Origin of the sequence: Brevibacterium sediminis (assembly GCF_013623905.1) — a bacterium.
GTDB lineage: Bacteria > Actinomycetota > Actinomycetes > Actinomycetales > Brevibacteriaceae > Brevibacterium > Brevibacterium sediminis.
In genome coordinates this window covers 20,131-41,941 of record NZ_JABKDD010000021.1, presented here as the reverse complement: position 1 = coordinate 41,941, position 21,811 = coordinate 20,131, and the positions used below count along the sequence as shown (strand labels likewise).

Sequence of the window (21,811 nt, the reverse complement as noted above, 5' to 3'; positions counted from 1 at the left end):
CATGTCGCGTGTCGTCCTGATCTCGGCCAGCCCCGCGGAGAACTCGAAGACCGAGGCACTGCTCGAGTTCATCGCCCGCAGGCTCGGCCAGTACGGCCACCGTACGGAGTTCATCAAACTCCGCCACCTGCCCGCCAGCCCCCTCCTGGCCGGTGACGGCAGTGACGGTCTCATCTCCTCGGCGCGGGCCACGGTCGCCGCGGCCGATGCCGTGGTCGTCGGGTCCCCGGTCTTCAAGGCCACGTACACCGGCCTGCTCAAGGTCTTCGTCGATCTGCTGCCGATGGACGCCCTGCACGGCAAACCTGTGCTGCCGTTGCTCACCGGCGGATCCGCCGCCCACGTCCTCGCCCTCGACTACGGCCTCAAACCGCTGCTGGCCACGCTCGGGGCGAGCTCGATCGGCCGCGGACGCTTCGTCGTCTCGAGCAACGTCCTCCCGGCCACGGACACGACCCCGCCGCGCATCGATGAGTCCGTCGAACGCGATGTCATCGATGCGATCGACCAGTTCGATTCGGAACTGACCGTCCGTGCGCGGTCGTGCTCCCACGCCGAGGCGGCCGCCGCCGAATCCCTCATCACCGCCCCGATCACGACCGAACGGAATCCCTCATGAGCGTCATCATCGCCACCACGCTGACTCCCGATCCGATCTCCGGCCCGGCGACCGCGAAGACCCTTGACGGGCATGCGGACTTCGCGCTCATCCCCGATGACTTCACCGGGCTCGACGCGCTCGAGTTCGCCTCCTGGCTCGGCCCGCTGACCAGTCGGCTCGGGATCGTCCCCGAGGTCCGCGCCACTCACCTCGAGCCCTTCCACCTGGCGACCGCCTCGGCGACGCTTGACTATACGGCCCGCGCACGTGCCGGACTGGCCGTGGGAATCTCATCCACCCCCGCCGAGGCGGTCCTCTTCGGTCGACGCGGCCCCGCCCCGGCACCCGCTGCCTGGGCCGAGGCCGCATCCGTCATCGACGTCATCCGCCGACTCTGGGACTCCTGGGACAACGACGCGATCATCCGCGACGAGGCCACCGACCGGTACATCGATCGCGACCGCCTCCACTACATCGAAGCGCAGGTCCAGGACTCGACGGGAGTCGACTACTCGGTGCTCGGCCCCTCGATCACGCCGCGCCCGCCGCAGGGCCACCCGCCGATCATCGTCCGTGCGGAGGCCTGCAACGAGGCGGCCCGCGGCGCCGCCGACGTCGTTCTCGCCGACGAGGCCGCCGGCACCATCTCGCTCGAGGATCTGCGCACCGAACTCGACCCCGGGGTGCCGGTGCTCACCGTCCTGCCGGCACCGACGACCCGCGCCGAGGTGGCCGAGCTCGTCAGCTCCGTGCGCATCCTCGTCGAACGCGGGGCCTCGGGGGTGCTGCTGACCGCGTCAGCTGAGAATCAACTCGACTTCAGCGTCCGCCTCGTCTCCGAGATCCTGCCCGCCCTGCACGCGGCGGGACTGCGTGACACCCCTGAGGTCGTTGCGGCACTGGGCGGCGGCAACGACGCGAGCGATCTGCGCGGCCGCCTCGGACTCGCCCCGGCCGTGAACCTCTATGCCGATGCGTAAGACGTCGGCTGCGGCGGACCTCACGACCGGCGGTGATGCGTCGACGGCATCCGATTCGGGCGGGCACCGCGCCGACCTCACCTTCATCGGGGCCGGGCCGAAGACCCTGGGCATCCTGCTCGCGATCGCCGCGAACACGGACGCCGGGGCAGGCCTGCGCATCCACCTCGTCGACCCGTATCCGGCCGGAGCCGGGCGGATATGGCGGACCGAACAGTCGCCGCACCTGTGGATGAACTCGCGCACCGAGGACATCACGATCTTCCCGGACGAGTCCTGCCTGCTCGAGAATCCCGGCATCATGGGACCGACCCTGCACGAGTGGATCCACGGGCCCGGTCGGGAGCGCCTGACGCAGGCTGGCCTCGGCGCCGAGGCGGCAGGGCTCGACTCCCAATCGTTCGCCAGCCGCCGGGTCCAGGGACACTACCTGTCGGCTGCCTTCGAGCTCGCTCTCGATCGGCTCGGCACCGAGGTGCACATCCACCGTGCCCGCGCCGAGGCGGTGCGCCGCGGCGAAGGCGACCGCGGCTTCGTGGTCACCACCTCCGACGGTGCGGAGATCGCCACCGACGTCCTCGTCTCGGCTCAGGGGCATCTCGATATGCACACCGCCGAGCAGGATGCGGTCCTGGCCGACCGCGCTGCCGCCTCGGCGGGACATGACCTGTACTACCAGGCTCCCGGATACACGGCCGACCTCGACTTCAGCGGCATCCCTGCCGGCGCAGAGGTGCTCACTCGCGGCTTCGGACTCGCGTTCCTCGACTTCATGGTCATGGTCACCGAGGGTCGCGGCGGTGAGTTCGTCGACGACGGGGAACGGCTTCGCTACCGGCCCTCCGGCACCGAACCGGTGCTGTGGGTGGGATCCTCCCGCGGGGTCTCCTACAGTCCGAAGCTCGGCTACAGTCAGGTCGATGTCCCCGGCGCACCGGCCGTGGCACTGCGGTACTTGGACCGTGTGTCTGAGAGAACCGGCAGCGTGGGAGGGGACCGTCGCGGAAGCGGGCAGCGCCTCGGCGAGAGTTCCCGGTTCATCGAGTTCGATGCGGTGCTCGGTCCGCTGTTCGAACTCGAACTCACCTATGCCCACTACGAACACGTGCTGTGGAAGCGCGGCATCGACGCTCCCGAACTGCTCGAGCGCATCGATGCAACCGCCGAGCGGGTCCGCGCGGGCCGCATCGGTGCGGACGGGGCAGAAGCCACCACCGGCGCCGTCTTCGAGACCATCGCCGAGGCCGCCCGCGACGTCATCACAGACGAGGCCGATCTGTTCGACCTGGACCGCATCAACCGTCCGCTGGCCGATCTGCGCTGCGATGATCTCTCTTCTGCAGAGGCGAGCGTGCGCGACCACATCTCCGGGCAACTCAAGCGCAGTGCCGATGTGCACCACTCTGCCGACCTCGCCGTCTTCACCGCTCTGGTCAAGGCATATGTGCAGATCAGGATGCTCGTCCGCGACGGTCGAGTCAGCAATGGCGATCGCACGGAGTTCGTCGAAGGCAGCTTTCATTCCCTGTTCTCGTTCATCGGCAGCGGCCCGCCGCCGAAGAGAGTCAGACAGATCCTCGCTCTCCACGAAGCCGGTTTCGTTCGGTTCCTCGGTCCCGGGTTGAGCATCGACGCCGCTGCTGCCGGTTTCACCGCCCGCTCCACCGCTTACCCGGAGGCGAAGACCTTCACTCATCTCGTCGATGCGCGCCTGGCTCGGCAGAGTGCGGAGAAGGCAGCCGATCCGGTCCTCGAAACACTGCGGGCGGACGGCCGACTGCTGCTCGAGACCGCGGCTCACGCGAAGCTGCGCACCGACGGTGCCGGTCGCGCGCTCGACGCACATGGTCGGGCACAATGCGATCTGTTCCTGCTCGGTCCCGCGGTCTCCGGATCGACCGCCGAGGCCTTCACCCGACCGCAGACGGGCGCCCCCGTGTTCGCTGACAACGAGCGCATTGCCGGAGCGATCCTCGACGCCGTGGCGGCAGGATCCGACCGGCGGGAGCTCCTGGCCGGGTGACCGGCGACCGACAGTGGGACTGCTCGATCGTCACAGAGAGCTGCCGCGGTGGGAACGAACGACGGTCACGTCGCGTGCGTACGAGTCGGCGGACCGCCTCGGCGAGGGATGCCGACTTTCTACGTCGAAAAATGACATTCATCGACGACATATGACGCGACGTGACCATCCGAGACGGCGCGTTCGCGCGAGCGCATCTGGGGCACTCACACTGAATCACACCGCAGATGCAGCGGTGCCCATCAGTGAAGGAAGGATCCGCCGTGAGTTCACCCCGTTTCGAACCCACCACACCCGCCGGAATCTCGACCCGATCGGTGCACTCGGGAGCCATGCCCGAGGCACACACCGGTTCGGTCGTGGCCCCGATCTTCCAGACTTCGACCTTCATGATGGACACTCCGGGAGAGACTCGCGCCGGCTTCGACTACGCGCGCACGGGCACGCCTAACCGCAGCGACCTCGAACAGGCTCTGTGCGAATTGGAGGGCGCGTCGTTCGCCGCGGCCGTCAATTCCGGAACCTCGGCCGAGGTGGCCGTGTTCTCTTCTCTGCTGCGTCCCGGGGACGAGGTCATCCTGCCCCGCGACGTCTACGGCGGGACCTTCCGGCTCCTGCAGAATGAATACGTCCGCTGGGGCGTGGTCATCCGCACCGTCGACCTCACGGACACCGCGGCGCTCGCCGCCGCCATCAACGACAACACCGCGATCATCTGGGTCGAGACCCCGAGCAACCCCGGGCTCGACATCATCGATATCGCCGAGGCGGCCCGCCTCGCCCACCGAGCGAACGCGCTCCTGGCCGTGGACTCGACCTTCGCGACCCCGGTGCTCCAGCGTCCGCTCGAGCTCGGCGCCGATATCGTCGTGCACTCGACGACGAAGTTCATCAATGGCCACTCCGATGTCATCGGCGGGGCGGTCCTCACCGGTGACGGGACGAGCTGTCCCCGCGCCGCCGAGGTGGTCGACCGTCTCGAAAACCACCTCGCTTCCGTCGGGCTGGGCATCTCCCCGTTCGACGCGTGGCTGACCAGGCGCGGGATCAAGACCCTTCCGGTGCGGATGAAGGCGCACTGTGCCAACGCGCAGGCGGTGGCCGAATGGCTCGAGACCCGCGACGAGGTGGCCGAAGTGATCTATCCGGGCCTGCCCTCGCACCCGGGCCACGAGGTGGCGAAGCGGCAGATGAGCGGGTTCGGAGGAGTGGTGTCCCTGCGCACCGACACCGAGGAGCGGGCACTGTCCCTGGTGGCGAACACGAAGCTCGTCACTCTGGCCGAATCGCTCGGAGGAGTCGAGTCCCTCATCGACCACCCGGCGACGATGACGCACCTGTCCGTGGCCGGCAGCGAGGTGAGCGTCTCCGGCAGGTTCATCCGCCTGTCCGTCGGGATCGAAGACGTCGAAGACATCCTCGCCGACCTTGCGCAGGCGCTCGACGCCACGTCCGGTGATGCGGGCACGAGTTCTGCCGACGGAGCCGCACATACCGCTCCTGCGGGAAAGCACCACGTCTCGTCTCGAGCGGCTGCGGTCCCCGTATAGCCGACGGCATCACGTACCGGGAGCGACACTTCCTCCCGGTACGTCGGCACACCTCACCCTTCGTGGCAGACCACCTCGTTGCAGCGGGGTGATTCGTCGCGAAGGTTGAGGGACGCTCAGACACGTCGTGCGCAAAGGCGCGGCTGATGCGGTCCGGGGCTCCAGCGCCCACCTGGAAATCCAGTGGGGCCGGTCACAGGGTGTCGGGAAAACCCGACGTGGGGTCGGAGGTCTTCGTGCTGTTCGCGAGCCCGCGGCTCCCGTAGCGTATTTGCTATGAGTGAGAAGACCCCCGAGAACCCGCAGGATCAGGAGCCGCTCGGCCCCGATCCGCAGGAGCCTCAACCCCCACAGCGCGAAGAGTCGATCAGCGCCGAAGCGATCGTCAATGCACCGCCGACCACCGAAGTCGACGCAGCAGCGGTCGACGTACCGACCGCTCGCGAAGCAGGAGAGTTCCGGACGAAACCCGTCGACCTCGACGTGCCGTTCGCGACGGGCTCGACCCGAGTGATGGGAGCCGGCGAACAGGCCCAGCGTCCTGACTACCCGCCGATGAACCCCACCAGGCCGGTCACCTACACTCATCCGACGGCTCCTGCGCAGCCTGGCCCCCGCACCCATCCCTCGGCGCAGGCCGCACCATCCGGGTACGCGCCCTCAAACAACGCGAACTACCCCACCCCGCCCGGCCACGCCCCTCAACCCGGATCGCGCCCAGCACCACAACCCGGCCCCCAGTTCGGTCGGCCCGCGCCGCATGCACAACCCATGCCGACAGCGCAGCCCATGCCGATGCCACAGCCGATGCCGCGTCCGCGGCCGCCTCGGCGGATGAAGCCCAAACGTGACCCTGTTGCGTACGCACCGGTCACCGGCTCACTGCCGCTGAGCCGGGACGAGGTCACCGAGATCCCCGCCGACGGGCCCATCACCTGGCCCAAACGCCCCACCGGAATCATCGGTGTCGCGAACCTCGTGCTCTCCGCCGTCCTCGCCCTGATCTGGGCGTGGATCCCGCTGGGTCTGCTGTTCACCGGAATCGGCGGCATCTTCGCCCTCGGTCTCGGCGTCCTCGCCCTCCTCGTCTGGGTCCTCGTCCAGCAGGGCGCGAACAACGCCGAACGCTACCGGGCCGAACTCATCTACTCCGATAAGATCCCCGTCCCGAAGATCGAAAGCAGCAATCGCGATCCCGGCATCGGCCGCTTCCTCCACAACCGTTGGCTGCAGGTGAAATCCGGTGCGTTCTGGCGCTCGACCGCCCACCACTACATCAAGATGCTCCTCGGCCTGATCGTCGTCGCCGGCACCATCGCCGCAATCTGCGGATCGATCTTCGGCATCTTCGCAGCCATCAACCCCCATGGAGTGAATACCTTCTTCATCGGCGAAACCATCGACGGACCGGCCCGCATCGGTGTGGCCATCGGTTCAGTCATCGTCCTCGCCAGCTCCCTGGCCATCCTGTGGTTCGCCCCGCTGCTCGACCGCGCCCTCGACCGGGCGTTGCTCGCCCCGGCCCGCACCGTGGCGCTGCAGGCCGAGGTCACCGAACTCGATCGGGCTCGCATGGCCGGCCTCGAGGCGGCCGCGGCGGAACGTCTGCGTATCGAACGCGACCTCCACGACGGAGCCCAGCCCCGCCTCGTCGCCCTGACCATGACTTTGGGAATGGCGAAGACGAAGATCGACTCCGATCCGGAGAAGGCGAAGGAACTCGTGGCCGAAGCCCATACCGAAGCCAAGGGCATCGTCAACGAACTCCGCCAGCTGGCCCGCGGAATCCACCCCGCTGTCCTCACCGACCGCGGACTCGACGCCGCCGTCTCCGCCCTGGCCGGACGGTCGACGATCCCCGTCGACGTCGATGTCCGCCTCGAGGGGCGGATCGGACGCGAAGCCGAGGCCGTGTCCTACTTCGTCGTCGCCGAATGCCTGACGAACATCGCCAAGCACTCCGGTGCCACCCGTGCCAGTGTGTTCATCGCCCCGACCGAGACCGGTGTGCAGATCGTCGTCACCGACAACGGCCACGGCGGTGCACGTGTCGACCGCACCGGGCGTCACACCGGGATCGCAGGTCTCATCGACCGGGTCGAAGCCGCTCGTGGCACACTGAACCTGACCAGCCCCGCAGGTGGGCCAACGACTGTAGTTGTGGAGGTGCCATGCGCATCGTAATCGCTGAAGACTCTGCCGTCCTGCGGGCCGGACTCGAAAGGCTGCTCGCCGACGCCGGACATGAGGTCATCGCCGCCGTGCCCGACGCCAACGAACTCCTCGCCGTCGTTCACAACGATCCGCCGGACCTCGCCGTCATCGACGTGCGCATGCCCCCGACGTTCACCGATGAAGGCATCCGCGCCGCCGTCCTCATCCGCAAGCAGAACCCGGACGTCAAGGTCCTCGTGTTCAGCCAGTACGTGGAGGAGCAGTACGCGTCCGAACTCATCGCCGAGAACACCGGCGGCTTCGGCTACCTGCTCAAGGACCGAGTCGCCGACGTCGAAGACTTCCTCACTGCCGTCGACGAGGTCGCAGGCGGCGGCACCGTTCTCGACCCGGAGGTCGTGTCCCAGATCCTTGTGCGCACGCGCAAGAAGGACGGACTGTCGACCCTGAGCCCCCGCGAGATCGAAGTCCTCCAGCTCATGGCCGAAGGCAAGTCCAATGCCGCGATCGCCGGCACCCTCTACCTCAGTGCCGGTGCCGTAGAAAAGCACATCTCCTCGGTGTTCACGAAGTTCGGCCTCACCGCCGACACCTCGGAGAACCGCCGAGTCCTCGCCGTCCTCACATTCCTCGGAGCCTAGAATGCCTGCCACAGTGCGCATCAGCGAATCCGCCCGCGTCGGTCTGCGCGCGGTCCTGATCATCCTCGCCGCCGTCGTCCTCCTCGTCCCCGTCATCGTCAGCACCGCCCAAGGTGCTTCCCGCCTCGACTACGGGCGGATCGAATCGTCTGAACCGCTGCCGAAGGCGATGAAGGAACTCAAGATCGGCCTCGACTCCGGTGGTGCCGTCGACATCAAGACCGCCGACGTCGCCGAGGCGACCGTGAAGCTCACCGGCACCGGTCCCCGCGACAGCTCCGCGAACCTTGAGGTCGACAGTCGAGCCGATACCGCCGAGGTGGCCGTGAAGAACGGCGGGAAACTCGAGAACACCAGGTTGACCGTCACCATCCCGACCAGTGAGGCGAAAGACCTTGCGCTGGACTTCGACGGCAACTACGGCCGGTTCGATGTCACCGGTGACTTCGCCGAGATCAACGCCGACACCGGCGGTGGAACCGCAAACGTGACCGGTTCGGCTGAGAAAGTGCGGACCACGAGCGATTGGGGTGCGACCTACCTGGACGGTGACTTCGGGACGGTGTCGGCCAAGACGGGGGTCGGCGCCATCGAAGGAGAGAATCTCACCGTCAGCGACCGCATCGACGTGGTCAGTTCGACGGGAACCGTCGATCTCGACTTCACCAATCAGGCGATGCCCACCGGCGGAATCATCGCGAAGACAGAAGAAGGCTCGATCGACATGCGAGTGCCGAATCTCAAGCTCACCTCAGAAGAGCTTGATAAGGACTTCTTCTACCGGATCAACGCGAAGTCCAATGACGGCTCCGTCGACCTCGCCTCCGATCTGAAGAAGTACGATGTGGCGGACGACCCGAAGGAAGCCAAGGGCAAGATCCTCGTTCCGATCTCGGCCACAGCCGATACTGGTACCGTCACAGTCAACCAGAACTGAGAAACGACCGGCGCACGGGCGGGCTCGACTTCGGGCCCGCCCATGCGGCGTCTGAGGGGTCGACGAGCATGCAGATCACAGTCTATGGAGCCACCGGAACCTTCGGCGCGCAGTTGGTGCCCCAGCTGCGCGAACGCGGCCACACTGTTATCGCCGCCCATCGCGGGAGCGGGGTCGACACGGTGACTGGGCAGGGCGTCACCGAGGCAGCGGAAGGCAGCGACGTCCTCGTCGATTGCGTCAACCAGCTGACGATGAACGCCCAGAAAGCCATCGACTTCTTCTCACGCAGCTCCCGTTCGATCGCCGAGGCGGCCGCCGAGCAGCCCGGCACCTCCGTGGCCGTCCTGTCGATCGCGTTCCGCCCCGAGGCCGCCGAGTCGCGGATGATGGGCTACTACCAGGGCAAAGCCATGCAGGAGCGCATCTTTCGCCGGCTCGTCCCAGGCGAGCAGCTGCTGATGTTCCGGTCGGCTCAGTGGTTCGAACTCGTTGACACGATGACGGTCAAGGCCGGGCCGCTGCGCTTCGTGCCGAAGATGCGCGTGCAGGCCCTGGCTGTTGCCGAGGCGGCCCGCATGATGGCCGAAGCCATCGACGCACGCGAGCGCGGCACCATCGAGGTCGCCGGTCCCGAGATCAGCGACTTCGCTGAGATCGCCCGCAGACTTGCCGCTGCACGTGCCCGAAAGGCGGGTGTGAAGCCGTCGAAAGTCGTCGGTATTCCCCTGCCCGGGCCGATGGCCCGCGACGGCCTCATCCCACCGTCACCGAGGATGTCCGACGTGACCGTCGACGAATGGCTGCGCTCGGTCTGAGTCCCAGACGAGGTGCTGAACCGGGTGCGAGGCGCTGAACTCCAGGCGCAATACAGAGCCCCGATTCCGGGGCAGGCGTATCATCCGTTCCGGAGGTTCTCATGGATTGGATGGAATACGGGCTCAACTGGGTCGACGCAGTCAGGATCGTCGTCTCATGTGTGGCCTTCTACTTCGGGATCATTCTGCTCTTGCGCATCTTCGGCCAGCGCACTCTGGCGAGCCTGTCGAGCTTCGACGTGGCCGCGATCATCGCGATGGGAGCGATCATCGGGCGGTCCATCCTCGGCGATACCCCGACCCTGGCGGCCGGAATCCTGGGTCTGGCGACCCTGCTGATCCTGCAGGCGCTCAGCGGATTCGGCCGACGCTTCGGATTCGTGCGCAGCGTCGTCAACTCCCCGGCGGTGGTGCTCATGGCCGGTCGTGAGATCCTCAAGGACAACCTGTCGAAGAGCCACGTCGACCACGACGAACTCATCGCCAAACTGCGATCTGCCGGCATCCGCAACCGCGATGAGGTGGCATGCGTGATCCTCGAATCGACCGGTCAGATCAGCGTCATCCGACGCGGTGCACCCATCGCCGAGGAGATGCTCACCGGGGTCGTCGGCGCCGACCGAGTGCCCCGCGACGGCTGAGACTCAGTCGAGCCCGAGCACCTTCGCGCCGTTGGTCCACAGCACCGAGCGCATCCAATCATCGCCGAGGCCCAACCCTGCCAGTCCGGAGATCTGATCGACATAGGGATAGGGGATGTTCGGGAAATCAGAGCCGAGGATGACCTTGTCCTCAAGCCTGGCCAGGCGTTCACGGTAGGCGGGGGTCACCTCGGCGGGGGTGGAGAAATACCCGGAGGCGAACATCGTCGTATCGAGATAGACGTTGTCGAATCTCTCTGCGAGATCGGCGAACTCGTCGTACTCGGGCATGCCCATATGGGCGATGACGAACTTCAGCCGTGGGAACTTGGACAGAACGTTCGCCACCGCCTGCGGCCCGGTGTACGTGCCCGGCAGGGGAGCGGATCCAGCGTGGATGACGATCGGCACGCGGGCCTCTTCGAGGGCTTTCCACGCAGGGTCGAGGACCTCGTCGTCGGGGGAGAACGCACCGACCTGGACGTGGACCTTGAACAGCGTCGCCCCGGCGGCAAGTGCGGCCTGGACGTAGTCGGCTGATTCGGGTTCGGCATAGAGGGTGCCGCAGTGGATGACGTCGTCGTGGGCGGCGGCGAACTCGGCGTTCCATTCATTCAGCCACGCGGCCATTCCGGGTTTGTGCGGGTAAGTCAGGGCCGGGATCGCGCGCAGGCCGAGCTCGCGGACGATTTCCAGGCGGGTGTCCGCGTCGTACCGGTAGGTGATCGGCCAGTCGCGGCCGTAGTTGTCCGCGGCATTGTCGAAGTACTCCCACACCTTGTCGAGCACGTTCTGCGGAAGGAAGTGGACGTGGATGTCAGCGAGGCCTGGCAAGCCGAGGGCGCGGACGTAGTCGGGGACTTCGGCATCGGTGCGCGGTGGAGCGGTCATCGTTTCCGGGACCTCGAAGGCGCGACCGATCGTCGTCTCCGGGGCAGGGTTCGCGGTCGGGGCAGTGGGTGCGGTCTGGGCTGCCGAGGGGGTCTGAGCCGCTGCGTCATCGGAGTCGTTCATGGCCCCACTCTATGACCTCGCCGCCCAGGTCTTCACGGGTGGTCGGTCTTCAGCGCTCGCCCATGCCCGACGCATAGACTGCCCGCATGAGCCTGCGCGATCCGTTCACGATCCCCACTCCGTCCCAGGTCAGACCCGTGGGGAAGGCGCCGTACTGGACTCCGGGGCAGACCGTGACCTGGACGTTCCGGCGTTTCGACTTCAACCGCGACCTCGCCGAGGTGGCACGACCGATGCGTGTCATCGCCGACGGGCCGTCCGGCTCTGTTCTGTGGTTGGCAGGGGGTACGCCGACGCAGGAGACCCGCATCGTCGGGTGGGAAGACACGAACGCCCACGATGTGCCGTTGAAGGCACGGTTTCGTCCCATCGCCGAGGCGCCGACGAGGATCAATGTCGAGGGCACGTGGCGGGGTCGTGGAGTGCTCAAGATCGTCCCGACCGAAGCTCCGTTCTCCGTATGGGTGCTGCTCAAAGATGCTGGGGATGATGTCGATCGTCCAGAGTCCGGCGCCGTGCGGGTCGAGTGGTACATCAATCTTGAGACCTCACACCGACGCAGCGATGATGCGCTGTTCACCAGCGATCACATCCTCGATATCACCTTCCCGATCGCGTCTATGCCCCTGCACGCCGAGGACGGTCGGCTCGATCCGACCGGTGCCGTGTTCAAGGACGTCGACGAACTCGCCGCGGCGGCGAACTACGGCGCGTGGCCGAAGGAGTGGTCGGAGATCATCCGAGACAATGGCAGCCATCTGCTCGACCACCTCGGCGATTTCGGGTGGGCCTTCGATCCCGAATGGGAGACGGTGGCCCGCGATCTGGTGGGGAAGGTTCGACTGGGTGCCGCCTCGGTGTCAGAAAAATCGTTCGATCAGGAACATCGGGCGATCCCGAATGGTTGTTATGACCGACAGCATCGGTGATCGTCGCGGATGCACCTGTCGCCCCAATGAAGCACACAAGCGAAGAATGATCTGCTGCTGAAAGGAACCGTCTCCATGACGACCAACCATCGGATTCGCCTGAACTCGCGCCCTGTGGGCGCTCCCACTGCAGAGAACTACCTGCTCGACGAGGTGCCTGTGCCGACCCCGGGCGAGGGGCAGGTGCTGCTGCGCACCCTCTATCTCTCGCTCGATCCGTACATGCGCGGGCGGATGTCGGACGCGAAGTCTTACGCCAAGCCCGTCGAGGTCGGCGATGTCATGGTCGGCGCCACCGTGTCCGAGGTCGTCGAATCCAATGCCGAGGGCTTCACCGTCGGTGAGATCGTGCTCGGCTACGGCGGTTGGCAGGAGTATTCGGTCGAGTCGACCGGACACCTGCGCAAGATCGACCCGGAGATTGCGCCGATCTCCACCCACCTCGGTGTGCTCGGCATGCCCGGGTTCACTGCGTACGCGGGTCTGCTCGAGATCGGTCAGCCCAAGGAGGGTGAGACCGTGGCCGTGGCCGCTGCGACCGGTCCCGTCGGATCCGTCGTCGGTCAGATCGCGAAGATCAAGGGAGCGACTGCCGTCGGCATCGCCGGCGGACCGGACAAGGTCGCTCACCTTCGTGAGCTCGGCTTCGACGTGGCACTTGACCACCGCACGGGGAACCTGCGGCAGGAGCTGAAGGAGGCGGTGCCGCAGGGCATCGACGTCTACTTTGAGAACGTCGGCGGGGAGGTCTTCGACGCTGTGCTGCCGCGGCTCAATACGTTCGCTCGCGTGCCCGTGTGTGGTCTCGTCGCCAACTACAACCTCACCTCGCTGCCCGAGGGGCCGGACCGTTCGGGTGCGCTCATGGGCAACATCCTGACGAAGTCTCTGCTGGTCCGCGGATTCATCCAGACCGAGTTCGCCGAGCGTCTGACCCCGCAGTTCCTTGAGGACATGAGCGGCTGGCTCAAGGAGGGCAAGGTTCGCTTCCGCGAGGACATCCGCCCCGGACTCGAGAAGGCTCCCGAGTACTTCAACGATCTGCTCACCGGTGGAAACTTCGGCAAGATGGTCGTGGCTGTCGGTGCCGAGAGCTGAGGCTTCTAGCATTGCGGACTTGCCTGGCGGTCACTTGACTGTGGGTGCCGGGCAGGTCGCTTGCTTGCCGCGCTGCGTCTTGCAGACCGTCGAGTTGTCAGACTGATCGCTCAGGGTCGATCGCGATGACGGAAACGGGGCTGCCTGTCTGTGCCGCTGTTCGCGGCGGCGAAATCTCACCAGTTAAGGGGTTGATGTCGGAGACCGACACCGAATCACTGTCTTCGTGTGCAGTCACCAGCTGATCGTCGATGACAGTAATGAAGCGCGGTGTGCGTCCCGAACATTTTTCGAATCCGGCAGCTTTAGGGGCGCCATCTTGCGTAACCAAGAATGCGGCGAGTGAATCGTCTCCTCGGTTGGAGACATAAATCCGAGACCCACTTGTGGTTCTGACTCCGACGATGCCGGCGGCTGTTGAATCGTGGCCCCAGCTCTCCCCGGGTAAGGTCGACGAGACTGCAACAGGAGAGAGCGAGTGGCTCTCTTTGATTTCGCAAGTACGCAAAGTCGAGTCGAGTTCACCGACGAGGTGAAGCCGAGATGGGTGGCAAACGTCGAATATCGCGTGCCTGGGTCCCGTACCGGATTCGAAGGTGAGAACGTCGATGACTCGGGGCGTCGAGCGGTTGAGGTCGATAGTGAAGACTCGGTCTGTCCCCTTATCCGGGACGTATGCGAAACCGTCGTCGGTGAGGAGTATTTGGTGCGGATGCGATTCTGATGCACCGCGGCTCTGCCCGAGCGAATTGAGGTCGACGACAGAATCGACTTCGCCGAGGCTTCCATCGTCATCGATGGGCAGTGCAGCCAGGGTGCCCGAAGCGTAGTTGGCGATGATGAGCCTACGGTCGGTGGTGACAACGGCGTGGACTGGATTGCTTCCGCCACAGTCCAAGGTCGAGGTCAGTGAGAGCATTCCTTCGGGATCGCAGCGGAGAGCGGAGACGTGGTGACCATCACCGTGCAGCGCATATACGATACCGGGATCACCCGCCGTGAGCCAGGACGGATTCGTCAGCGGCAGATTGGCCAGATAGGTCCACGGTCTCTGCGAGCCGGAGCGCGACCAAGAGGAGACTCCGACGCCTCGAGCGTGTCGCTGTTCGGTCGTTCTCGAGCCGATGAGGATCAACTCGGTCATACGAAGCTCACTACGGTGGCAAGGAGAATCGTGATCAGCAGTGCCACGACTGAGACGACCGCCGTCATCAGTGTCATCGACTTCAAAGCTCCACGTGTGGTGAGGCCGAGAAGCGAAGAGAACATCCAGAAGAAGTTGCTGTTGAAATGGACCGCGAATACGGCGCCGGCGGAGATCGCCAACCCGATGATGACCGGCGGAGCGTCGATGCCCGCAGTCGCAGGGCCGATGATCCCTGCGGCGGTGATTGCGGCGACATTGATCGACCCGATCGCCACGTGCAAGACCGCGGCGATGATCCACGAAAGGACTACGGCAGCAATGATTCCTATTCCGGCTTCGGCCGAGAAAAGGCCCGTGAGCACGTCGCTGAGTTCGGTCTTCTTGATCACTGCCGCGAGCGAACCACCGAGTCCGGTAATGAGAAGGATGTTGCCGGAGGTCTCCAAGCCCGTGCCGAATGCGAAGTCCGTTGCTTTGCGACCGGCGGTGAAGCGAGAGAGCACATACGCATAGACCAGACCGACGAAGAGGGCGAACACCGGTTCGCTGAGGAACTCGAGGACCGTGTTCTCGATTCCGAAGGTCCGAGCTATTGCACCGCCGGCGATGAAGACGATGGGAATGAGCACCGACAGCATGGAGACTCCGAGAGGAGGGTTTCGGCCCGACCCTGTCTCCGAAACGGCGCTGCCGGGCTCAGCTAAGACGTCATCAGAAGTCTCGTCTTTCTCCGTATTCCACCACCCGCGGCGCAGAAGCTCCGCGTAGAGCAGCAGGCTGAGCAGAGTAGATGACAGTGCGACGATGAGACCCCAGAGCAGCGAAGTGCTCAACGGGACGTTGAGAAGCCCTGCAATGGATACGGCACCTAGGCCGGGCGCGACGAAGACGACTCCGACAGGTATTCCGACCACCAGGGCACCGGCCATCAGCCCGAGGCCGTTTCGTCCCAGTCGAGATGACGCATTGCGCGCCAGCGGTGCGGCGAGCACCAGCTGAACATCTGGATAGATAGACGGGAAGAAGGCGTTGAGCGCCAACGCCATGGCATAGGGAAGTCTCCTCGGCCCGAAGAATTGGACGAGCAGATCGACGGTCTTTCGAAGTGCGCCGAGCTGATTGAGCAGTGCTCCTATGAGCACCCCGAACCCGATGAGGAGGCCGACATCGACCATGATGTCGCCGAAGCCTTCGGCGAGAGCGGTGACGGATCCGGCGAGACCGAGGCCGCCGGCGATGCCGATATAGAGCGCGCCGACGACCAGCGCAATCACCGGATTGACCTTGGCCCAGATGATCATTGCGACCATGATGATGATGGCGATAGCTGTGTGGATGACGATCATCGTTCGTTCCTTTGAGTTGAGATGTGGACGATCACGGCCCGATCCTTGGGGTCAGAAGATCTGGTAGGCACCGATCAGCCCGGCGACGGCGAGCATGACGAGTGCGACGACGGTGCCGGGAATGAGTACCTTGCGGAAATGATCGCCGAGGTTGACGTTGGCCAATCCGATGAGCAGAAGGAACGATGCAACCAGAGGGCTTGACTGGTGCAGCGACTGCCCGACGAGCGAGGCCCGTGCCATCTCGACTGGGGAGATTCCGAAGTGGCTGGCGGTCTCCGACAGGATCGGCAGGATGCCGAAGTAGAAGGCGTCGTTGGTGAGTATGAACGTCAGCGGAATGCTGAGGACGCCGGCGATCACCGGCATGAAACCGCCGACTCCGTCCGGAATGATCGAGACCAGCCATCGTGCCATCGCATCGACCATTCCCGTGCCGCCCATGATTCCGGTGAGAACCGAGGCGGCGAAGATCATGCCCACGACGCTGACCACACTTTCTGCATGAGCGACGATCTGCTCCTGCTGCTCCTTGATCCGTGGGAAGTTCACACCGAGAGCGATGGCAGTTGAAGTCATGAAGATGACCGCCGGCTCGGTGAAGTCGAGCACGAGAACGACCATGACAGAAATGACGAGCGCGAGGTTGAACCAGATCAGCTTCGGCCGCGCCTTGGGACGCTCGAGGAGGTCGACGGTGCCCGGTTCACTCGTTGCGCCGTCACCTGAGCTGTTCGGAGGGCCGGTCTCCGCGCGCGCAGTCCATCCACTGTGCCCAGCAGAATCATCAGAGGACGCGTCACCATAGTGAGCCTCGAGGCTGACTGTTCCGATCCGTCGCCGTTCGGACAGTCCCAGCAGATAGGCCACGACGATGACGGCAATGAGCCCCGCGGCGATTGCCGGGGCCATCGGTATGAAGATGTCGACGGGGGAGACGTTGAGTGCCGCCGAGGCCCGTGAAGTCGAACCGCCCCACGGCACGGTGTTGAGCACACCATTGGACAGAGCCGCGACGACTGTGAGCACGACCGGACTCAGGCCCAGCCGCAGATAGAGCGGCAGCATTGCTGAGGTGACGATGATGAACGTCGTCGAGCCATCCCCATCCAGAGACACGACCGAGGTCAGCAGAGCTGTGCCTACGACGAGCCTGACCGGGTCGCCCTTGACGAAGCGCAGGATCAGTCGCACCAGTGGGTCGAAGAGTCCGGTGTCGATCATCGTGCCGAAGAAGATGATTGCGAAGAACAGCAAGGCTGCGGTCGGTGCGAGTTCGAGGACAGCGTCGACCACCATGTCGCCCATGCCGAGTCCGGCGCCCGTGAATGCACCGAAAATCAGCGGGATAAGTATGAGCGTGGCAATCGGAGTGGCTCGTTTGCTCATGACCAGATACATGAACACGGCAACCATGGCGAAGCCGAGGATGACGAGCATCGTTGCTCCTTTTCGAGTCGGTGTCAGGTCGTCGGCACAATCGCTTTGGACCAGTAGGTATTCAAATAGGTATACGCAAGCGCGTACTACAATATACACATGAGTGATTTGGAGCACCAGTCCCCGGTCGGAGGTCGACTCGCGAAGACCGATGTGGTCTATCGGGACCTGCGGGAGGCGATCGAGTCCGGAGAACTGGTTCCCGGGCAGTCGCTGCCGGAGGCGTACATCGTTGAACGGACCGGAGCCTCACGGACGCCCGTGCGCGAGGCTCTGCGCCGGCTGGCTGCCGAACAGCTCGTTGAGATTGCTCCGCGCAGGGCCCCGGTCGTATCTCGTCTTTCGCTGCGGCAGGCGCGAGCGATCTTCGAGTATCGCAGGCTGCTCGAGCCTGCCGCCATCAAGCTGATCGTCGGTCGACTCGCGGATGAGCCGGGCCTGACTGCCCGATTCAAGGCGCTACGTGAACAGTTTGCCGAACTGGTCGGGCGCCCCTATTCCACCGAGTTCGCCGAGGAATTCGCGAAGCTGGCCAAAGCCTTCGATGAGCTGGTGATCGAGCTGACGCCGAATGAGTTCCTGGCGCGCGGAATCGTTGATCTCCGCCCGCAGGCGCGCCGATTGCGGCGTATGGCGCACGCCGACATCGCCCGTCTGCAGGAATCTGTACGGGAACACATCGATATGTGTGCCGCCATCGTGGACAAGGATGCCGAACGCGCGATGAGTGCGTGCCAGCAGCATCTCTTCCACGTTGATCGAGCGATCTTCGACGCGCTCCTGAAATCGACTGCCGGGCGTGGTGCGGACGTCGATATCGCGCCCTAGCTGATTACTTCTGCAACCACAGATTTCCGGTCGTCACGACCTGGGATCCGGGGACCACGTCGGTCTCCACTGCCTTCCGCCATTCACAGTAGTGCGGAGTCTGTCGATGCGCTTCGTGGAATGCCTCGGGGCTGGCATAGCGCTCATAGAAGGCGAAGACGAGCTTCTCTGGGTCGAGCTCGATGACGTCGAACGACAGGCAGCCGGGCTCGTCGGTGATCGACGCTGCGGCATTGGCCGCGATCGCCTCGCGGAAGTGCGTTTCTCGTTCAGCTATGACCTGCAGGGTGACCCATACGCTGTACATGATCTTCCTTCCATCTTGAATTAGGTATACCCAAGTGTGTACCGTAATGGTCGAGTGGACAAATCATCACGTTCGAAAGTGAGCCCCATGAGCACAACAACGACGTCGTCGCGAGCACGGACCGACGCGGAACGGTGGATCGAGTTCGCCGCATCTGTCCTCCGCTTCCACGGGGTACCGGACGCAGATGCGAATCTCGTCGCCGGCTCTCTGGTCCAAGCTGACCTATGGGGGCACCAGTCCCATGGTCTGCTCCGTCTGCCCTGGTACGTTGCTCGCCTGCGCACCGGCGCGATGAAGGCGAAGTCGGAACCGAGCGTGGTGGCGGACACCGGTGGCATGCTCCTCCTCGACGGAGACGACGGCATAGGTCAGGTACTCACGGACAGGATCGCACGCGAAGCTGCTGACCGAGCACGTACGAACGGGATCGGCGCAGTGGGAGTGCGGAACTCCAACCATTTCGGCATGGCCATGTACTACACCCGACGCATCGCTGCAGAAGGATTCGCCGCCATGCTCTATACCAATGCCTCACCCGCCATGGCTCCCTGGGGCGGCCGTGAAAAGCGGATCGGTACGAACCCCTGGTCGATGGCCGCACCCTATGGCGACAGCCAGATCGCCCTCGACATCGCAAACACGGCCGTGGCCCGCGGGAAGATCTACCTCGCCGACCAGCGTAGAGAAGACATCCCCGACGGCTGGGCTCTCGACGCCGAAGGGCGGAGAACCACGAACGCCGCCGAGGCGATCAACGGGGTGATCCTGCCGATGGCCGGACACAAGGGGTATGCCATCAGCCTGATGATGGACATCTTCACTGGTGCGCTCCTCGGCGGTGCCGTGGGCACTGACATTCACGGTCCTTACGAGGCCGACAAGAAGAGCGGTACCAGTCATCTCTTCATCGCCGTCGATCCTCGCGCACTGGGAACGGCAGAAGAATTCGACGCCCGCATCGCCGAACTCGTCGGACAGATGCACTCGACACCTCTCGCCCACGGACACGACCAGGTCTTCCTGCCGGGCGAGATCGAAGACCACAACGCCGCAACGACGATCCGCCTCGGCGGAATCGAATATCCGGAACAGACCTGGAAAGACATGGAGGAACTCGGCAGTGAGGCCTCTGTCGATCTTCCCTGACCTCTGACCGACCAATTCCACCTCTGACAAGGAGCTGCCAGTGCCGACATCCATCAACCCCGCTACCGGGGACGAGCTGACCACCATCGACCTGCACACTGCGGAGTACGTAGACCACGCCCTCGACGCCGCAATGCGAGCCCAGGCGAGTTGGGGTGAGCAGCCGATCGCGAAACGTACGCAGCTGCTCACTCGCATCGCTGAGGAACTGCGCACCCGCGTCGATGAGGCGGCCGAACTCATCACCTCGGAGATGGGCAAACCCATCACCGAGGCGCGGGCAGAAGTCCTCAAGTCCGCGAAGACTCTTGATTACTACGCGGACAATGCCGCCCGATTCCTCGACTTCGAAGAGATCGAATCCGACGCCGAGACGTCGGGAGTCGTCTTCGATCCGCTCGGAGTCGTGCTGGCGATCATGCCGTGGAACTACCCGTTCTGGCAGTTCTTCCGATTCGCCGCCCCTGCCCTTGCGGCAGGCAATGCGGCCATCCTCAAGCACGCGAACAACGTCGCCGGCTGTGCCATGCTCATCCAGGAGATCATGGACGCCGCGGGCACTCCGGAAGGCCTGTTCCGTGCCATCATCGTCGACTCGAGCGACGTCCGCGGAATCATCGAGGATCCCAGGATCGCGGCTGTGACTCTAACCGGTTCGACCGAGGTCGGTGCGTTCGTGGCATCGCAGGCCGGCGGAGTGTTGAAGAAGCAGGTTCTCGAACTCGGCGGCTCTGATCCCTTCATCGTCCTCGCCGATGCCGATATCGACGAGGCAGCCCGCGTGGCTGTGAAATCGAGGTTCAATACGACCGGACAGTCGTGCGTGAACGCCAAACGCTTCATCGTCGAAGAAACGATCGCCGAGGCGTTCGTCGAGAAGTTCACCACACGGGCCAAGGCCCTTATCGTCGGTGATCCGCGGGATCCCGATACGCAGATCGGGCCGATGGCCAGAGAGAATCTGCGGACCGAACTCCACAATCAGGTGGAGCGGACCATCGCCGCCGGTGCGACCTGCCTGATCGGCGGGGAGCTGCCCGACGGCCCGGGGTTCTTCTACCCGCCGACGATCCTCGATGGAGTCGAACCCGGCAGTGCCGCGTTCAGTGAGGAGACGTTCGGTCCGGTCGCTTCGGTGACTCGTTGCGCTGATACCGAGGAAGCGGTCCGTCTGGCCAATGACACCGAATTCGGTCTGGGCGCGACGATCTTCTCCGGTGACGTCGAAAATGCCACTGCGATTGCTCGAAAGATCCAAGCCGGAGCTGTATTCATCAATGGCCAGGTGGCCTCGGACCCCCGCCTTCCATTCGGAGGGATCAAACGCTCGGGATATGGCCGCGAACTATCGAGCTACGGAATCCGCGAGTTCGTCAACATGAAGACCCTCTGGGTCGGAAAGGAATCGGTATGACTGCAAGGATCACTTCTCAGCCGACACAGATCTTGCGCCCTGCAGAGCTGCCGCAGAAGAACCGGGGCGGCGGTGCCCGCACTGTGCCGCTGGTGACCTATGGCCGTGGAGCTGCGAGCTTTCTCAACGGTACGACGCAGTTCGACCCGGGTTCGAAGATCGGTCACCACACCCATAATGTCGCCGAATCCGTCATGGTCGTCGAAGGTACTGCCGTCGTCGACATCGACGGAGAGCGGACGGAACTTTCTACTTACGACACGACCTTCGTGCCCGCAAACATTCCTCACCACTTCGAGAACGCGTCGGACGAGGAACCGATGCGGATCTTCTGGACCTACGGTTCGATTGATGCCACTCGAACAATGACAGAGACCGGCGAATACGGACGCATCGACGGTGAATCCGCCGACAGCAGCGGGCCGTCGGGAACCGAATCGGTCGAGGAATCAGCCGTCTTCACCATCAAGGAAGGCTGCGAAGCCGAGTTCGAAGACGGCGTCCGGCAGGCCGTGCCTCTCTTTCAGAGGGCAACCGGGGCACGTACGCTCACTCTCAAACGCTCAGTCGAACGTGCCGGGATCTATCACCTTAGTATTCGATGGGACTCGGTCGACGACCACAACGTCGGATTCCGGAAATCCGAGGCGTACAGCAAGTGGCGAGAACTCGTCAGCGACTGCTTCGCAGCTGACCCGCAGGTCGAGCTTCTGTCAGAGGTGCTGACAGGATTCTGAAGAAGAGGTACTGCGTCTCCTGACACCGTTTATCTT

At 64.4% G+C, this 21,811-nt stretch carries 20 protein-coding genes; 15 read left to right on the top strand and 5 right to left on the bottom strand.

Going from position 1 to position 21,811, the window contains the following annotated elements:
• Window position 1: 1 nt before the first annotated feature.
• From ssuE to HK108_RS17245, 9 genes are all read left to right on the top strand, one after another.
• Entirely contained in the window at window positions 2-619 is a 618-nt protein-coding gene (ssuE, locus tag HK108_RS17285; protein WP_181272428.1) for an NADPH-dependent FMN reductase, read from the top strand.
• Window positions 616-1,581 carry an LLM class flavin-dependent oxidoreductase gene (locus tag HK108_RS17280; protein ID WP_181272427.1) on the top strand — a complete coding sequence of 322 codons (966 nt, stop codon included), beginning with the start codon at window positions 616-618 and terminating at the stop codon, window positions 1,579-1,581. The genes ssuE and HK108_RS17280 overlap by 4 nt, the downstream gene beginning before the upstream one ends.
• Window positions 1,574-3,604 (top strand): FAD/NAD(P)-binding protein, encoded by a 2,031-nt coding sequence (locus HK108_RS17275; protein WP_181272426.1) that lies wholly within the window; start codon window positions 1,574-1,576, stop codon window positions 3,602-3,604. The genes HK108_RS17280 and HK108_RS17275 overlap by 8 nt, the downstream gene beginning before the upstream one ends.
• Before the next feature lie 263 nt (window positions 3,605-3,867).
• Window positions 3,868-5,154: a trans-sulfuration enzyme family protein gene (locus tag HK108_RS17270; protein ID WP_268236679.1), complete on the top strand. Its 1,287-nt coding sequence runs from the start codon at window positions 3,868-3,870 to the stop codon at window positions 5,152-5,154.
• 276 nt (window positions 5,155-5,430) lie between these two features.
• The gene (locus HK108_RS17265; protein WP_181272424.1) at window positions 5,431-7,338 is read left to right on the top strand and encodes a sensor histidine kinase; all 1,908 of its coding nucleotides are present in this window, start codon (window positions 5,431-5,433) and stop codon (window positions 7,336-7,338) included.
• Window positions 7,326-7,970, top strand: a complete 645-nt coding sequence (locus HK108_RS17260; protein WP_139909223.1) for a response regulator transcription factor — start codon at window positions 7,326-7,328, stop codon at window positions 7,968-7,970. Before HK108_RS17265 ends, HK108_RS17260 begins: the two co-directional genes overlap by 13 nt.
• 1 nt (window position 7,971) lies before the next feature.
• On the top strand, window positions 7,972-8,907 hold the full coding sequence (locus HK108_RS17255; RefSeq protein WP_181272423.1) for a DUF4097 family beta strand repeat-containing protein: 936 nt from the start codon (window positions 7,972-7,974) through the stop codon (window positions 8,905-8,907).
• Window positions 8,908-8,975: 68 nt separating this feature from the next.
• Complete coding sequence (locus HK108_RS17250; protein ID WP_181272422.1) at window positions 8,976-9,725, top strand: SDR family oxidoreductase; 750 nt, start codon at window positions 8,976-8,978, stop codon at window positions 9,723-9,725.
• 101 nt (window positions 9,726-9,826) lie between these two features.
• Complete coding sequence (locus HK108_RS17245; protein WP_181272421.1) at window positions 9,827-10,366, top strand: DUF421 domain-containing protein; 540 nt, start codon at window positions 9,827-9,829, stop codon at window positions 10,364-10,366.
• A gap of 3 nt (window positions 10,367-10,369) precedes the next feature.
• Here the strand turns inward: HK108_RS17245 and HK108_RS17240 are convergent, their stop codons facing one another.
• On the bottom strand, window positions 10,370-11,380 hold the full coding sequence (locus HK108_RS17240; RefSeq protein WP_308423782.1) for an amidohydrolase family protein: 1,011 nt from the start codon (window positions 11,378-11,380) through the stop codon (window positions 10,370-10,372).
• 86 nt (window positions 11,381-11,466) lie between these two features.
• Here HK108_RS17240 and HK108_RS17235 point away from each other — a divergent pair, with 86 nt between their 5' ends.
• Window positions 11,467-12,309: a ribonuclease FAU-1 family protein gene (locus HK108_RS17235; RefSeq protein ID WP_181272420.1), complete on the top strand. Its 843-nt coding sequence runs from the start codon at window positions 11,467-11,469 to the stop codon at window positions 12,307-12,309.
• 75 nt (window positions 12,310-12,384) lie between these two features.
• On the top strand, window positions 12,385-13,407 hold the full coding sequence (curA, locus tag HK108_RS17230; protein WP_139469112.1) for an NADPH-dependent curcumin/dihydrocurcumin reductase: 1,023 nt from the start codon (window positions 12,385-12,387) through the stop codon (window positions 13,405-13,407).
• A gap of 97 nt (window positions 13,408-13,504) precedes the next feature.
• Here curA and HK108_RS17225 read toward each other — a convergent pair whose 3' ends face one another.
• From HK108_RS17225 to HK108_RS17215, 3 genes are read right to left on the bottom strand one after another with little or no spacing between them, the layout of a single operon-like run.
• Window positions 13,505-14,551: a lactonase family protein gene (locus HK108_RS17225; protein WP_181272419.1), complete on the bottom strand. Its 1,047-nt coding sequence runs from the start codon at window positions 14,549-14,551 to the stop codon at window positions 13,505-13,507.
• Window positions 14,548-15,900 carry a GntP family permease gene (locus HK108_RS17220; protein WP_181272418.1) on the bottom strand — a complete coding sequence of 451 codons (1,353 nt, stop codon included), beginning with the start codon at window positions 15,898-15,900 and terminating at the stop codon, window positions 14,548-14,550. Before HK108_RS17220 ends, HK108_RS17225 begins: the two co-directional genes overlap by 4 nt.
• A 51-nt stretch (window positions 15,901-15,951) precedes the next feature.
• On the bottom strand, window positions 15,952-17,340 hold the full coding sequence (locus HK108_RS17215) for a CitMHS family transporter (RefSeq protein ID WP_181272417.1): 1,389 nt from the start codon (window positions 17,338-17,340) through the stop codon (window positions 15,952-15,954).
• A 99-nt stretch (window positions 17,341-17,439) separates the two neighbouring features.
• On the opposite strand from HK108_RS17215, the gene HK108_RS17210 reads away from it, so the two are divergent.
• Complete coding sequence (locus tag HK108_RS17210) at window positions 17,440-18,168, top strand: GntR family transcriptional regulator (RefSeq protein ID WP_181272416.1); 729 nt, start codon at window positions 17,440-17,442, stop codon at window positions 18,166-18,168.
• A gap of 4 nt (window positions 18,169-18,172) precedes the next feature.
• On the opposite strand, the gene HK108_RS17205 is transcribed toward HK108_RS17210, so the two are convergent.
• Window positions 18,173-18,475: a putative quinol monooxygenase gene (locus HK108_RS17205; RefSeq protein ID WP_181272415.1), complete on the bottom strand. Its 303-nt coding sequence runs from the start codon at window positions 18,473-18,475 to the stop codon at window positions 18,173-18,175.
• Between the two features lie 87 nt (window positions 18,476-18,562).
• Between HK108_RS17205 and HK108_RS17200 the strand changes: the two genes are divergently transcribed.
• From HK108_RS17200 to HK108_RS18710, 3 genes are read left to right on the top strand one after another with little or no spacing between them, the layout of a single operon-like run.
• Window positions 18,563-19,624 (top strand): Ldh family oxidoreductase, encoded by a 1,062-nt coding sequence (locus HK108_RS17200; protein ID WP_025778865.1) that lies wholly within the window; start codon window positions 18,563-18,565, stop codon window positions 19,622-19,624.
• Between the two features lie 40 nt (window positions 19,625-19,664).
• A complete protein-coding gene (locus HK108_RS17195; protein ID WP_181272414.1) occupies window positions 19,665-21,038 on the top strand; it encodes an NAD-dependent succinate-semialdehyde dehydrogenase in 1,374 nt (457 codons plus the stop codon).
• Window positions 21,035-21,775, top strand: a complete 741-nt coding sequence (locus tag HK108_RS18710) for a cupin domain-containing protein (protein ID WP_219922530.1) — start codon at window positions 21,035-21,037, stop codon at window positions 21,773-21,775. The genes HK108_RS17195 and HK108_RS18710 overlap by 4 nt, the downstream gene beginning before the upstream one ends.
• Window positions 21,776-21,811: the final 36 nt, after the last annotated feature.